This is a genomic window from Skermanella stibiiresistens SB22 (assembly GCF_000576635.1).
GTDB classification, from domain to species: domain Bacteria; phylum Pseudomonadota; class Alphaproteobacteria; order Azospirillales; family Azospirillaceae; genus Skermanella; species Skermanella stibiiresistens.
Window position 1 is genome coordinate 95,784 of sequence record NZ_AVFL01000018.1, and the last position, 15,348, is coordinate 111,131.

Annotated in this window: 10 protein-coding genes; 8 read left to right on the top strand and 2 right to left on the bottom strand. The window is 66.8% G+C overall.

Features of this window, described 5'->3' with window-relative positions; all coding sequences use genetic code 11:
- Window positions 1-4: 4 nt before the first annotated feature.
- On the bottom strand, window positions 5-688 hold the full coding sequence (locus tag N825_RS22210; RefSeq protein WP_037457129.1) for a glycosyltransferase family protein: 684 nt from the start codon (window positions 686-688) through the stop codon (window positions 5-7).
- 40 nt (window positions 689-728) lie between these two features.
- Window positions 729-1,835: a sensor histidine kinase gene (locus tag N825_RS22215; protein ID WP_037457131.1), complete on the bottom strand. Its 1,107-nt coding sequence runs from the start codon at window positions 1,833-1,835 to the stop codon at window positions 729-731.
- Window positions 1,836-2,222: 387 nt separating this feature from the next.
- On the opposite strand from N825_RS22215, the gene N825_RS22220 reads away from it, so the two are divergent.
- The 8 genes from N825_RS22220 (at window position 2,223) to N825_RS36800 (ending at window position 15,333) form a co-directional block, all read left to right on the top strand.
- Window positions 2,223-3,140 (top strand): chemotaxis protein CheB, encoded by a 918-nt coding sequence (locus tag N825_RS22220; RefSeq protein ID WP_198038824.1) that lies wholly within the window; start codon window positions 2,223-2,225, stop codon window positions 3,138-3,140.
- A gap of 102 nt (window positions 3,141-3,242) precedes the next feature.
- Window positions 3,243-3,545, top strand: a complete 303-nt coding sequence (locus N825_RS22225; RefSeq protein WP_037457132.1) for a DUF485 domain-containing protein — start codon at window positions 3,243-3,245, stop codon at window positions 3,543-3,545.
- Window positions 3,545-5,251, top strand: a complete 1,707-nt coding sequence (locus tag N825_RS22230) for a cation acetate symporter (RefSeq protein WP_037457135.1) — start codon at window positions 3,545-3,547, stop codon at window positions 5,249-5,251. The genes N825_RS22225 and N825_RS22230 overlap by 1 nt, the downstream gene beginning before the upstream one ends.
- A gap of 128 nt (window positions 5,252-5,379) precedes the next feature.
- Complete coding sequence (locus tag N825_RS22235) at window positions 5,380-7,218, top strand: putative nucleotidyltransferase substrate binding domain-containing protein (RefSeq protein ID WP_037457136.1); 1,839 nt, start codon at window positions 5,380-5,382, stop codon at window positions 7,216-7,218.
- A gap of 2 nt (window positions 7,219-7,220) precedes the next feature.
- Window positions 7,221-7,766: a 3'-5' exonuclease family protein gene (locus N825_RS22240; protein ID WP_037457140.1), complete on the top strand. Its 546-nt coding sequence runs from the start codon at window positions 7,221-7,223 to the stop codon at window positions 7,764-7,766.
- A 192-nt stretch (window positions 7,767-7,958) separates the two neighbouring features.
- Window positions 7,959-10,304: a mechanosensitive ion channel domain-containing protein gene (locus N825_RS22245; RefSeq protein WP_063833908.1), complete on the top strand. Its 2,346-nt coding sequence runs from the start codon at window positions 7,959-7,961 to the stop codon at window positions 10,302-10,304.
- Window positions 10,305-10,450: 146 nt separating this feature from the next.
- Window positions 10,451-11,599, top strand: coding sequence for an FIST signal transduction protein (locus N825_RS22250; RefSeq protein ID WP_037457281.1), 1,149 nt, complete (start codon window positions 10,451-10,453; stop codon window positions 11,597-11,599).
- On the top strand, window positions 11,596-15,333 hold the full coding sequence (locus N825_RS36800; protein WP_051512766.1) for a response regulator: 3,738 nt from the start codon (window positions 11,596-11,598) through the stop codon (window positions 15,331-15,333). Before N825_RS22250 ends, N825_RS36800 begins: the two co-directional genes overlap by 4 nt.
- Window positions 15,334-15,348 lie beyond the last annotated feature (15 nt).

Genomic DNA, 15,348 nt, shown 5'->3' on the forward strand with positions numbered 1-15,348 from the left:
CGCTTCAGCCGTACAGCCGGCGGATGCGGTCGGACGGCACTCCGGCCAGATGGAGGACGAGGCAGCCCAGGTTGCGGAGTGGGCGGCGGATGTACCCGCCGCGCCGGTACCTCTCCGCCGATGTCGTCATGGTGAAGGGAAGCTGGGCCAGACGGTCCCGCCCGACGCTGCGGACGATCGTCACGTCCTCCATCAGCGGCACCGCGGGGAAGCCGCCGACCTCGCGGTAGAGATCGCGGTGGATCAGCAATCCCTGGTCGCCATAGGGCAGGCCCAGCCAGCGGCAGCGCCAGGCGACCAAGGCCTCTATCCGGCGGGCGGCGGGCGCCGTGTCATCGAGCGCCAACCGACCATATCCGGCGCGGCCCTCGTTTCTGGGCTCGGCGATGAAACCAGCGATCGCTTCCCGCCATCCCGCACTTGGCAAACTATCGGCGTGGAGGAAGAACAGCCACTCGACGCCGCCGCCGAGAAGCGCTTCGGCTCCGGCCGCCAGTTGCTGGCCGCGGCCACGGGACGCCAGGATGACGCGGACTCCCGGACGTTCGGCGGGTCGGTCCGTCGAGCCGCCGTCGGATATCAGGATCGGCCAGCCCTCCGCCAAGGCGATGGGGCCGATCCGGTCGAGCGTCCGGTTCAGCGAGGCGGCGTCGAGGGTGGGAATGACGATGCCGAGGACCGGCGGCACGGATTGCTCCCTCGGAGTGGGGTCGTGGGACCCCAGCCTATCACTCCGCCGCCCAGGGCAGCAGGATTTCGACCGAGGTGCCCCGATGGCCGGTGGGTGCGTCCGGCGTTCCGGAGGACAGGAAGCACAGGCGCGCCCCGATCTGCCGCGCCAGCGTCCGGACCAGCAGGAGCCCCAGTCCCTTGCGGGTGGCGGTGCGGGCGTCGTCCAGACCAATGCCATCGTCGCTGACGGTGATCCCGGTCACCCGCCGGCGGCCGGTGATGTTGATCTCCACGGCGCCGCCAGACGACGTGAACGCGTGGGCCAGCGAGTTTCCGATGAGTTCCGCCACGATCAGCGCCAAGGGGCCAGCCGCCTTCAAGGGAACCAGTCCATCGTCACCCGTCACCCGCACCATGGTCTTGGTCGAGGAACCGTCGGATTCCCTGGTCAGGCTGTCGCAGACCGTGACGAGAAGAGGCCGAAGCGGTGTGTCGGCGGTACTGCTATCGTCGAACACCAAGCCGTGGACCAGACTCATGGTCTGTATCCGCCCGAAGCTCTTCCGCACCTCGCTGGCGCTCGGCTCCTCCAGCCGGGATGCCTGGAGGTTGAGCAGGCTGGAGATGACTTGCAGGTTGTTGCGGGTCTGATGGTGGATCTCGTGGATCAGGGCGTCCCGGTCGGCCAAGGCGGCCCGCAACGCGGAGGTTCGCTGATCGACCTGCCTCTCCAAGGTTTCGTTGAGATTCCGGAGACTTTCATTGCTTTCCGCCAGATCGCGCGACGAGTGGTCCAGTTCCTCGAGCGCCACGCGGAACTCCTCCTCGGCGGTCTCGGCCTCCATGCGGCTCGCGAGCAATTGCCGCTCCAGCGAACGCCGGTATGCCCGCTCCTCGTCACGTTGATGCCGGATATCCACCAGGGCCCGTTCCGCCCGGGCCAACCGCGCGGCGACGGCCTCCAGCTGGGCCTCCAGGGTCGCGCATTCCCCGGCGTAGAGACCGACCTGCTCGCGCAACTCCTCGCAATCGATCAGCGACTGCTCGCCTTCAAGTCTCGCCACGACCAGTCGCTGGCGCAAATCCTGGATGACTTGCCAGGCATCCTGCTCGCCATCCGGCGAACTGACCATCGGCGATCCTTTCCTGATGGCTTCCGCCATGGTTCAGCTCCAACCCATCCGGCGTCCGACCCGATCCGCGGGGACGGTTCCAGCGTCCCAACGCCGTCCCTGGCGCGCCACCGGCTTGGTCGAGGTCCGCGGCGTTCCACACCCATGTCCACGCACCATTCGCCCACCCGCGGAGTGAAGAGGAATTCGATGGGCGCCATGAGGTTCCCCCGACCTACCCTACATCCCGCTGATTCGAAAACACGGTACTGGTGCGAGGGTGAACGACCGGGGATCCTGCAGACGACCCATACGTCTAATGGCCGTCGGGATGAGAAGTTCCCGCTTCTCGCGTGACGCGGCGCGAACGGCACCGTGGATGGCATGGGAGGAAACGGCGTCGGCGGTGTTGACGTCGCGCATGATCTGGAAGTCGTGATGGCGGGAAACAGACGGGACATCATCGTGATCGGCGCGTCGGCCGGGGGCGTCCAGGCGCTCCAGGCCCTGGTGGCCGGCTTGCCGCCGGACTTCCCCGCCGCGATCCTGATCGTCGTCCACATGACGCCCAACCTGCCGAGCCGGCTCGCCTCCCTGCTGGCCCGCGCCGGCCCGCTGCGCGCGCGGAACGGGTATGACGGCGCCCCGATCGAACCGGGCGTCATCCTGGTGGCCCCGCCCGATCATCACATGAGGGTCGGGATGTCCGGTGATGGCGGCGTGATCGCACTGGACCATGGTGTCCGCGAGAAGCGGGCCCGGCCGGCCGTGGACCCGCTGTTCCGCTCCGCGGCCACCGCGTTCGGAGACCGGGTGATCGGGGTCGTGCTGACGGGACTGCTCGATGACGGCAGCGCTGGGCTGGCCGCCGTCAAGCGACGGGGTGGCATCGGCGTCGTCCAGGATCCCTCGGACGCCCGCTGGCCCGACATGCCGCGCAACGCCATGGCGGCGACACCCGTCGATTTCGTCGTCCCGCTGGCTGGGATCGCGGATCTGCTGGTCAAACTGGTCGCGGGCGACAAGGCGATCATCCCGGCCGCTTCGGTCAACCCACTTGGATGTCCGGCCTGTGGCGCGGCATTGGACTGGAACCAGGACGGCGCGCGCTATCGCTGCCCGGGAGGACACGACTACACCCCGGAGTCCCTGTCCTTATCAGCCCGATTTCCATTGGACGCGTCGATCGCGGCCGTGATCGGCGAAATTGGCAGCCGCATCCGCCTGCTGCGACGATTGGCCCTGGATGCCAGGTCGAGGGGCGAAACCGCCGCGGCGATTGGCTGGGACGCCGAGGTCGACATCCTCCGGACGGCGGCCAATGCCCTCGACCATCACGCACCGCACAAGAATTGATCCAGATCAGTCCCCACAGCTGAATGTTTCGGTACCATCCCGCGACTAAAAGCAGAGCTTCATTTCAACGATGTCGCTCCGACAAAACGAGGGGACCCCCGGATGCAGCGAGAGTTAACAACGAAAATCAGGAACAACCCCAAATTCGCGGAGCTTACGAGCAAGCGTACCGCCTTCGGTTGGACCCTGTCGATCGTGATGCTGGTGATCTATTACGGCTTCATCCTCGTCGTCGGGTTCGCCCCGAAATTGCTGGGCACGCCAATCTTCGGCGTGATCACCCTGGGGATCCCGCTTGGCGCGGCGATCATCGTCTCCGCCTTCGTGCTGACCGGCATCTACGTGCGCCGCGCCAATTCCGAGTTCGACGAACTGAACCGGCAGATCATCGAGGAAACGAAATAATGAAGCGCGTCATCGCAGCATCCGCGGCGGCATCGGCCGCCGCCGCCGCCCTGGCGGTTCCCGGCGTGGCGCTGGCCGCCGACGCGATCGCCGGCGCGGTCCAGAAGCAGGCGACCAACTGGACCGCCATCATCATGTTCCTGATCTTCGTGGTGGCGACACTCGGGATCACCTATTGGGCGGCATCCAAGACCAAGTCGGCCAAGGACTTCTACGCGGCCGGCGGCGGCATCACCGGCTTCCAGAACGGCCTGGCGATCGCCGGTGACTACATGTCGGCGGCCTCGTTCCTGGGCATCTCGGCCCTGGTCTACACCTCGGGCTTCGACGGGCTGATCTACTCGATCGGCTTCCTGGTCGGCTGGCCGGTCATCCTGTTCCTGATCGCGGAGCAGTTGCGCAACCTCGGCAAGTACACCTTCGCCGACGTGGCGTCCTACCGCCTCCAGCAGACCCCCATCCGCACGCTGGCGGCGTCGGGCTCGCTGGTCGTCGTGGCGCTGTACCTGATCGCCCAGATGGTCGGCGCCGGCAAGCTGATCCAGCTGCTGTTCGGCCTGCAATACAATTACGCGGTCATCCTGGTCGGCGTCCTGATGGTCATGTACGTGACGTTCGGCGGCATGCTGGCCACCACCTGGGTGCAGATCATCAAGGCTGTCCTGCTGCTGTCCGGCGCCTCGTTCATGGCGCTGATGGTGCTGGTCACCTACAACTTCAACTTCGCCGCCCTGTTCCAGGCCGCCGTCGAAATCCACCCGAAGCATCTGGCGATCATGGAGCCCGGCACCCTGGTCAAGGACCCGGTCTCGGCGATCTCGCTGGGCATAGCACTGATGTTCGGCACGGCAGGATTGCCGCACATCCTGATGCGCTTCTTCACCGTCGCCGACGCCAAGGAGGCCCGCAAGTCGGTCTTCTACGCCACCGGCTTCATCGGCTACTTCTACATCCTGACCTTCATCATCGGCTTCGGCGCCATCGTCCTCCTGATGAACGATCCCAGCTACTTCAAGCTCGGCGCCGACGGCGTCACCTACGACAAGCTGAAGGACATGATCGGTGGCAACAACATGGGCGCCATCCATCTCTCCAAGGCGGTCGGCGGCGACCTGTTCATGGGCTTCATCTCGGCCGTCGCGTTCGCCACGATCCTCGCGGTGGTGTCGGGCCTGACGCTGGCGGGCGCCTCCGCCGTGTCCCACGACCTCTACGCCTCGGTCTTCCGCCGCGGCCGGGTCAACGAGGTGCAGGAAATCCGGGTGTCGAAGATGGCGACCGTGGTCCTCGGCGTCCTCGCGATGGTCCTGGGCATCGCCTTCGAGCAGCAGAACATCGCCTTCATGGTCGGCTTGGCCTTCGCCATCGCCGCCTCGGCCAACTTCCCGATCATCGTGATGTCGATGTTCTGGAAGAAGCTGACGACGCGCGGCGCCCTGATCGGCGGCTTCCTCGGCCTGATCAGCGCCACGGTGATGGTGATCCTGGGCCCGACCGTGTGGGAGAGCGTGCTGGGCAACGTCAAGGGCAGCGCGCCCTTCCCCTACGACAACCCGGCGATCTTCTCGGTTCCGCTCGCCTTCATCGGCACCTGGCTGTTCTCGATCATGGACAAGAGCCAGAACGCCGCCGACGAGGAAGCGGCCTTCGAGGCCCAGTACATCCGGTCGCAGACCGGCCTGGGCGCCGAGGGCGCCTCGCACTGAGTTCCCGAACGCTTGTACCAAATCGTCACGGGGGTGATCCCCCGTGACCCGGGATCTCGCCAAGACGCCCCAAGGATGTCAAACCTTGGGGCGTTTTTCTTGACCTCAAACACCGAAGGGGCGCCGACGTGCCCGAAGCCCTCAGTTTCACCAGCACACCTTTCGACCGCCTGACCGAGGGGGAGCGGGACCGCGTGGCGGCCGCCGCCGATCTCGCGGTCTGGCCCAAGGGCGCCACGATTCCCACCACTCCGGGTACCACCAATCCGGGACCCACCACCTCGGGCGGCACCGACGGGGCGGAGCGTCTCCACGTCGTCCTGAAAGGGCTGGTCCACGAGTTGAACGGGACCGAGGTGCTGGCGGCCTATGGTCCGGGCGAGAGCTTCGACGTCAAGGCGCTCCTCGGATCGCCCGGCACGAACGTCTTCGTCGCCCGCGAGGACACCGTCTGCCATTTGCTGCCCCGGGAGACGTTCCTGGACCTGATCCGGGCCAATCCCCCCTTCGGCGCCTGGTTCCACCAGGAGATGGTCGAACGGCTGCGCGACTTGGCGGTGCGTCAGGCCAACCGCGAGATGACGTCGTTCATGATGGCCCGCATCCGGCAGGCCTATATCCATCCCGCGACCTATGTGGCGCCCGATTGCACCGCGCGCGACGCCGTCGCCGCCATGAAGGCGACGCGGTCGACCTCGCTGCTGGTGCGTGACGGCAAGGGTGGACCGGTCGGCATCCTCAGCGACCGCGACCTGCGCGACGCGGTGATCCTGGATGGCGCGCCGACCCATTCCCCGGTCGGGCCACTCGCGAGCTATTCCATGATCTCGCTGGAGATCGACGATTTCCTGTTCAACGCCCTGGTGGTCATGACCAAGCACGGCATCCGCCGCGTGGTCGTGACCGAGGGCGAGACGATCGTCGGCATCCTGGAGCAGGTCGACCTGCTGGGCTTCCTGTCCAACAACTCGCATATCGTCGCGATCCGGGTCGAACGCGCCTCCGATCTGGTCGACCTGCGCGCCGCCTCCGCCGAGATCCCGACGCTGATACAGGCGCTGCACGGCAATGGCGTCAAGGTCCAGTTCATCGCCGAGATGGTCACGGCGCTCAACCGCCGCATCTTCGCCAAGCTTTTCGAACTGCTGGCTCCACCGGATCTGGTGGCGAATTCCTGCCTGATCGTGATGGGCAGCGAGGGTCGCGGCGAGCAGATCCTCAAGACCGACCAAGACAACGGTCTGATCCTCCGCGACGGCTACACCTGCCCCGGCCTGGACGCGATCACGGCGGAGTTCTCCAAGGGGCTGATCGAGTTCGGCTATCCCCCGTGCCCCGGCGGCATCATGGTCAACACGCCGGAATGGACACGGCCGCTGGCCGGCTATCGATCGGCTATCCACGGCTGGGTCCACCACCCCGACGAGAGCGCGCAGTTGAACCTCGCGATCTTCTACGACGCGGCGGCCGTCGCTGGCGACGCCAGCCTGCTCGATCAGGCGCGCGACTACCTGATCGACACGCTGTCCAGCAACGACATGTTCTTTTCCCACTTCGCCCGGCCGACGCTCAGCTTCGACACGCCGATCGGCCTGTTCTCGCACCTCAAGGGCGAACAGCTCGACATCAAGAAGGGCGGCATCTTCCCCCTGGTCCATGGCGTGCGCAGCCTGGCGCTGGAGAAACGCCTGACCGAGCGCAACACGATCGACCGCATCCACGCGCTCCAGGCTTTGAACGTGTTCGACGCCACCATGGCGACCGAACTGAAGGAAGCCTTGCTGGCCCTGCTGGAACTGCGGCTCAAGCTGCGGCTGGCCGAGGGCGACATCGGCACTCAGACGGACAACCTGATCCGGCCCGATCGCTTGAACCGGCTCGAACGGGACCAGTTGAAGGACTCGCTGTCGATCGTCAAGCGGTTCAAGGAATTCGTCACCTATCACTTTCACCTGAAGATGTTCTGATCATGCTGTCGGATCTCCGCAAGTCATTCAACCGGCGCCACCTGACCGATCCCGCCTACGCCTTCCTGTTCGACGAGGACACCAGTGGCGAGGCGATCGCCCTGGCCGTCGGCGCCAGTTCCTTCGACGCGGAGAAGGCGGAGCTGCTGGAGGTCGTGGCCATCCCGATCCGGGGCAACCTGCTACTGACCAGCCAGCGAAAACGTTTGACGGTGGGACCGGACGGGTGCGCCGAGGATATCGCGCTCGATCTGCTGCGTTTCGTCGGGTCCAGGCCGCTGGTCGGGTATTACCTGGCCTTCGCCGTCACCCTGCTCGACCGAGTGATCAAGCCGCGGATCGGCATCCAGATCCCCAATCCGGTGATCGAGGTGTCGAGCCTCTATTACGACCAGAACCGGCCGGTGACCGGACGCGCCGCCGCCGACCTGCGCTTCGACGCGATCCTCAAGGATCTCGACCTGCCGGAGCGAGGGACGCCAAGCCCCGTCGCCGACGCCGTCTCGTCCGGCCTGATCTATCTGACGCTTCGCCCGCCCACCGTCTGAGGGTTCCATTCGGCGGACCTACTTCATTCGATATCGCCACCGGCGCAACGTTTCGGGGCTTGGCGGGTTTTTGGCTCGACAAGGACAAACCGCGCCGGGCACACACCGCGTCGGGTGGCTTGCCATTGCCACCCGCGTTAATGTTCCCGCGTCAGAAACGTTGTTTCCCGGAAACATGGATCAAGCGAACGGATGATGATCGACCGTATCCTCGGCCGGTCGGCGCTCGGCCTCATGGTGGTCCTGCCCGTCCTGGCCCTGTCGCTCTGCGGCCTGGCGACCCTCCAGCCCGCCCACGCGCAGGTTTCCCCAGGAGGGGCGATGCCAGGAGGCTCGGCAACCGCGTCGGCTGCTCCCACGGCCCAGGAGCAGGACCCCACGCGCCAGCTCCAGGACTTGCTGGCGACCCTGGAGGATCCCGCCGCCCGCGACAGGCTGACGGCCCAGCTCCGCGCCTTGTTGCAGGCGCGCGCACAGACCCAGTCCCAGGAGGTCGAGCCGCCAAGCTCCAAGGTGCTGGAGTTCATGTCGGAACGGGTCGGTCGGCTCAGCCGCCAGATGATCGCGATCAGCAGCGTCTTCGCCGACCTGCCCGACACGGTGGACTGGCTCCAGGGACAGGCGACAGACGAGATGCGCCGGGACCGCTGGATCCAGGTGGCGCTGCAATTGGTGCTGGCCGTCGGCGCCGGTTTCCTGGCGAGCGCCGCGATGTCGCGGCTGCTGCGGCGCGCCCGCGCCTCGATCGAGAACCGGCGGACCGAGCGGATCGTGGCGAGGATCCCATTGGTCATCCTCCGTACCCTGCTGGAACTTGTGCCGATCGGCGCCTTCGCCATCGCGGGCTATGGCACGCTGTCGATCACCGATCCGCCGCTTGTGGTCCGGCTGGTCGCCCTGATCGTGATCAACGCCACGATCCTGATCCAGCTCATCCTGGCGCTGGCGCGCGGTGTCCTGGCCCCCACCGCCGCCAACCTGCGCATGCTGCCGATCGGCGCCGAGTCGGCCCATTACGGCTACATCTGGGCCCGGCGTCTGGCCTATCTGGCCGTCTATGGCTATTTCATCGCGGAAGCCGCCTACATGCTCGGGCTGCCCAGCGGCTCGTACGAGGCGCTGCTCAAGCTGGTTGGGCTGGTCATCACGGCGATGCTGATCATCCTGATCCTGCAGAACCGCCGCGAGGTCGGGGAATGGCTGCGAGGGCGACCCCTGTCGGGCGGTGGCAACGGCCATGTCGAGGCGCAGGAGATCGCGTCCGGCAACCGAAGCGGCGCGTTCCGCGCCGCCCGCCGCCGGCTGGCCGATGTCTGGCACATCCTGGCGATCCTCTATCTGATGGTGATCTACGGCATCTGGGCGCTCAGCGTGCAGGACGGCTTCGAATACATGCTGAGGGCGACCGGCCTGTCCATGCTGGTCCTGATCGCGGCGCGGATCGTGGTCAACCTGATCGACGCGGCGATCCGCCATGGCTTCTCGATCTCGCCCGAGGTCAAGCTGCAGTTCCCCTACCTGGAGGAACGGGCGAACCGCTACCTGCCGATCTTCCAGCGGGTGATCAAGGCGGTGATCTGGTTCTTCGCGCTGCTGGCCGTGCTCAACGCCTGGGGTGTCGACAGCTTCTCGTGGCTTGAATCGCCCCTGGGACAGCGGATCAGCTCCAGCGCCATCTCCATCGGCGTGGTCGTCGTCATGTCGGTGATCGCGTGGGAGATCACCAGCAATCTGGTCGAGCACTACCTGACAGGGACCGACCGCTACGGCACCCGGATCGAGCGCAGCGCCCGGGTCCGCACGCTCCTGCCGCTGCTCCGCAACGCCGTGATGGTCGTGCTGATCACCGTCGTCAGCTTGGTGGTCCTGTCCGAGGTCGGCGTCAACATAGCGCCCCTGCTGGCCGGTGCCGGCGTCATCGGCCTGGCGATCGGCTTCGGATCGCAGACGCTGGTCAAGGACGTCATCACCGGGCTGTTCATCCTGTTCGAGGACACGATCTCGGTCGGCGACGTGGTCGATGTCGGCGGCGGCCACAGCGGTTTGGTCGAGGCGATCACCATCCGGACGATCAAGCTGCGCGATCAGGCGGGCGGCGTCCACTCGATCCCGTTCAGCCAAGTCAACTCGGTGCTGAACCTGACCAAGGACTTCTCGTACTACGTCATGGACATCCGGGTCAGCTATGACGACGACACCGACCGCGTGATCGGCGTGCTCAAGGAATTGGGCTCGGAATTGCAGCAGACGCCGCAGTTCGGCCGCCTGATCCTGGAGCCGATCGAAATCCTGGGCGTCGACGCCTTCATGGAGAACGCGATCATCGTCAAGGCCCGGATCAAGACCCGGCCGATCCAGCAATGGACGGTGGGCCGCGAGTTCAACCGCCGCATGAAACGCCGGTTCGACGAGCTTGGCATCGTCATGCCGCTGCCGCAGCGCACGATCCACGTGCGGGGCGACGGTACTGCGCCAGCCATGATCGAGTCCCAGCCGACACAGGTCCAGGCACCGGCGCTGGCGGCGGGAAGACCATAAGTCTTCTAATAAGTTATTCACTCCCCTTTTTAGGCAGTAAAGAGAAAGGAGATGTGGATTAACTCTCGTATCGCGGGTAATCCTTGTGACTTCAGGTCAGCGCCGTGGGCTGCGTCGCCCTTGGCTATTCTCCGGAGTTGCGGGATATGCGCGTCAAACAGCTTGCCTGGACCCCAAAGCAGGGATGGGAGGTCTCGACACCTTCCGATAATCTGGATTCGGCCGATTTCGTCCTCTATTTCTTCAGCCCTGGACTGAATGGGGGACTGGACGGCCTGACGGCGCGCCTGTCCGAACTTGCCGCGCGCTTTCCCGGTGCCCCTCTGGTCGGATGCTCCACCGGCGGCGAAATCCTGGGGGACGAGGTGTTCGACGACTCCCTGGTCGCCGCGGCGATCGAGTTCGAATCGACCACCGTCCAGATCGCCAAGGTCCGGATCGGCGCGGACACCTCCCACGAGGTCGGCCGCCGGCTGGCCGCCGAATTCGCGGCCGATGGCTTGCGGGCGCTGTTCGTGCTGTCGGACGGGACCGGGATCAACGGCAGCGACCTGATCCGCGGCCTTCAGGACGTGCTGGGCGGCGACATCACCATCACCGGTGGACTGGCCGGCGACGGCGCCGATTTCAAGATCACCCATGTCGGGGCGGGCGACGCTCCCGAGACCGGCAGGGTCGCGGCGATCGGCTTTTACGGTGAGGCCGTCACGATCGGCCACGGCAGCTACGGCGGCTGGCAGCCGTTCGGACCGGAGCGCAGGATCACCGGCTCCAACGGCAACGTCCTGCACACGCTGGACAACCAGCCGGCGCTCGACCTCTACAAGCGGTACCTGGGCGATCAGGCCGAGGGCTTGCCGGGAACGGCGCTGCTGTTCCCGCTGCGGATCGTCCGGCCCGACGGCGGCGAGGTCGTCCGCACCATCGTGGGAACCGACGACGCGACCAACACCATGGTCTTCGCCGGAGACCTTCCTGAAGGCAGCGTCGCCCAACTGATGCGGGCCAGCTTCGAGAAGCTGATCGACGGTGCCGGCGAGGCCGCCACGATCGCTTCGGGAGAAGGCGGGGCACCCGAGGGTACACACCTCGCCATCCTCGTGTCGTGCATCGGGCGCAAGCTGGTGCTGGGCCAGCGCGCGTCGGAGGAGGTCGAGAGCGTGGTGGATGTGCTCGGCGACGACGCCCGCACCATCGGCTTCTACTCCTATGGGGAGATCTCGCCACAGGCGCGCACCGGGACATGCGAGCTGCACAACCAGACCATGACGATCACGACCATCGGCGAACGATGAGCCTGCACCGGCTGCTGGAGCGCCAACTCAAGCGGGCGGCGCGCGGCCGCTCCGATGGGCAGCCCGACATGGCCGCCCTGCTGGAGATGGTGGACGCCGCCTATACCGAGGCGGATCAGGAACGCGCCCGGATCGAGCGCAGCACGCTCCTGATGGAGGAGGAGTTGGAGGCGGTCAACCTCCGGATCCGGACGGAGGGTGCCGTGGTCGCCCGCACCATCCTGGACAATGTCGGCGAGGGCATCGTCACCGCCAACGACCGGGGCGTGATCGAGAGCGTCAACCGCGCCATCGAGACGATGTTCGGCTACTCGGAGGAGGAGTTGCGGGGCCGCAACCTGTCGATGCTGATGGCTCTGGCGGACGCGGCCCCCCATGACGGCCATCTGGCGGGGTACCGCGGCAGTGCCGGCTCGCGGATCATCGGGCGCCAGCGCGAGGTGGTGGCGCTGAGGCGCTCCGGCGAAATCTTCCCGATCGAGCTGGCGGTGGCGGAGATCACGCTGGAGGAGGGCCGCAAGTTCATCGGCGTGATCCGGGACATCACGCTGAGGAAGAACGCCGAGCGCGAGATCCGCGAGAGCGAGCGCAGCTTCCGCCACTTCGCCGCCGCCGCCTCCGACTGGTTCTGGGAGATGGGGGCCGACCTGCGTTTCAGCCGGTTCCTGGGCAACTTCGAGGCGGTCCTCGGTCCCGCCGCCGAACTGTCGGTCGGCCGCACGCTCCCCGAGGTCATGGCCGAGACCTCCGACGGCGATCTTCGGGAACATCGGCCGTTCCGCGGACTGACGGGATCGTTCCAGGACATCACCGGTGCCATGCGGACGATCAGCATCAATGGCACCCCGCTGTTCGACGACGAGGGCGGGTTCGCCGGATATCGCGGCACCGCGACCGACATCACCGCCTCGGTCGAGGCCGAACGGCGCGTCACCCAGGCGGAAGCGAAGCTGGCCGCCGCCATCGCCAGCATCTCGGAGGGGCTTGTCCTGTTCGACGCCGACGACCGGCTGGTTCTGTGCAATCAGGAATACCGGCGCATGTTCGCGTCGATCGAAGGCATCCTGGTTCCGGGAACGCGGTTCGCCGACGCGCTGGCCGCCGCGGCGACGCGGTCCTACTGCACCGCCGGCTCGGCCGCCGAGGCGGAATGGCTGCGAAGCCGGATGGAGGCGCATCGGCGCGCCGACGGCTCGCCCTTCCTGCACCACATGGCGTCCGGCGTCTCGATCGAGAGCACCGAGCGGCGGACCCCCGACGGCGGCACCGTCGGCATCTACGTGGACGTGACCGAGCGGCGCCGGGTCGCCCGCGAACTGCTCGACGCCAAGGAGAAGGCGGAGGCGGCCGACCACGCCAAGTCGGAATTCCTGGCCGCCATGAGCCACGAGATCCGCACGCCGATGAATGGCGTGATCGGCATGACCGGCCTGCTGCTCGACACGGCGCTGACCGGCGACCAACGCTATTACGCCGAGACGATCCGCGAGAGCGGCGAGGCCCTGCTGGCCATCATCAACGACATCCTGGACTTCTCCAAGATCGAGGCCGGCCACCTGGAGCTGGAGGAGACCGAGCTGTCGATCCTGGACGAGGCGGAGGCGGTGGTGGAACTGCTGGCGCCGCGCGCCCTGTCCAAGGCGATCGAGATCGTCAGCTTCGTGCCGCCCTCGCTCCACAAGCTGGTGCGCGGCGATCCCGGCCGCCTGCGCCAGATCCTGCTCAATCTGGTCGGCAACGCGGTCAAGTTCACCGCCAAGGGCGTCGTGTCGCTCCAGGTGATCGATCTCGCCGCCCGCGATGGTGGCGATGGTGGCGTCCGGTTCGTCGTCGACGATACCGGCATCGGCATCCCGCCCGAGGCGATGGGACGGCTGTTCCGCCACTTCTCGCAGGTCGATTCGACCACGTCCCGCCGCTATGGCGGCACCGGGCTGGGGCTGGTCATCTCCAAGCGGCTGGTCGACCTGATGGGCGGCACCATCGGGGTGGAGAGCACGCCGGGCCGCGGCTCGACCTTCTGGTTCGAGATCCCGATGCCCCGCACCGGGCTTGAACCCGCCGCCAAGCAGGCGGATTGGTCGGTGCTGGCGGGCCGGCAAGTCCTGATCGTGGACGACACGGCGGTCAACCGCGACATCATGGCGCGTCAACTGGCTCCCTGGGGAGTGGAGACGCGCACCGCCGTCTCGGCGGCGGAGGGCCTGATGACCCTGCGGCAGGCCAGCCGCTCCGGAACACCGTTCGACGCCGTCCTGCTCGACCACAACATGCCGGAGATGTCGGGCATCGACCTGCTGGCGATCCTCCGCGCCGACCCGAAGCTGCGCGATCTCAAGATCATCCTGTGCTCGTCGTCCGGCATCGGCGGGTTGAAGGACGAGTTGGTCGGGGTCGAGGTCGACGCCTTCCTGCACAAGCCGCTCCGCCACACCACCCTGCTGACCCGGCTGGCCGAACTCTTGGGCGGCGCCGTGCCCGATGGACAGGATCAGCGGTCCGCCCCGGCGGAAGCCGCAGTGCCGGCGCGGCGCCTGCGCATCCTGGTCGCCGAGGACAACCAGGTCAACCAGCAGGTCGCCACCGGCCTGATCACCAAGCTGGGGCACCGGGTCGACATCGCCGCCAACGGACGGGAGGCGGTCGAGGCGATTTGCAACCTGCCCTACGATCTCGTCTTCATGGACATCCAGATGCCCGAGATGGACGGTTTCGAGGCGACCGCGGCGATCCGCAGGCTGAACGGCGGCCGCGCCGAGGTCCCGATCATCGCCATGACCGCCAACGCGATGGAGGGCGATCCCCAGAAGTGCCTGGCGGCTGGCATGGACGACTACATCGCCAAGCCGGTGGACCGCCGCAAGCTTGCCAACGCGCTGGGCTATTGGGCCAACCGACGCGGCGGTGACGTGGCCGCGCCCGAAGTGGTTCCGGTCGAGCCGGTCCCCGTCGAGCCACCCGCCACGACCGAGACCACCATCCTGGTGGTCGAGGACGACCCGATCAGCCGACGTATCCTGGCCGGCCTCCTGAAAGGGGAAGGACGGCGAATCGACGTGGCGGTCAACGGGTTGGAGGCCGTGAAGGCCATGCGCCGCCAGCCCTATGACGCCGTCCTGATGGACATCCAGATGCCGGAGATGGACGGTTTCGAGGCCGCCCGGGAGATCCGCGCCCTGCCCGCCCCGGCCGGATCGGTACCCATCATCGCCATGACGGCGGACGCGGATCTCCTCCAGGGAGAGGAATGGCGAACCTGCGGCATGATCGATTTCGTCACCAAGCCGATCAACCGGGATCTCGTCAACGAGAAGCTCGATCATTGGACGGCACCCGCCCTCGCCGCCGACAATACCCGTGCCGCCGCGGCGACCGCCCCGGTCGAACCCCTGATCGACACGGAAAGGTTGGCGGAATTGGCCGACGCGATGGGGTGGGACACGGTCGCGGATCTGATCGACCTGTTCGTCGAGGCGGGGCGCGACGCGGCGGCCGGCATCCGCCGGGCCTTGGCCGGGAACGACCTCGTCACCGCCGGCAAGGAGGCGCACACGTTGAAGGGATCATCGAGCAATGTCGGCGCGGTCGGCGTGGAGGCGGTGGCCCACCACATGCTCGACGCCTGCCACGCCGGCGATACCGCGACCGCCAAGGATCTGGTCGATCGGATCGACGCCGCGTTGGCGGCAGCCGAGCGGCCACTTCGCCAAGCCGCGGCCCTGGGCGTCGACTGAGAAGCGATAACGGAC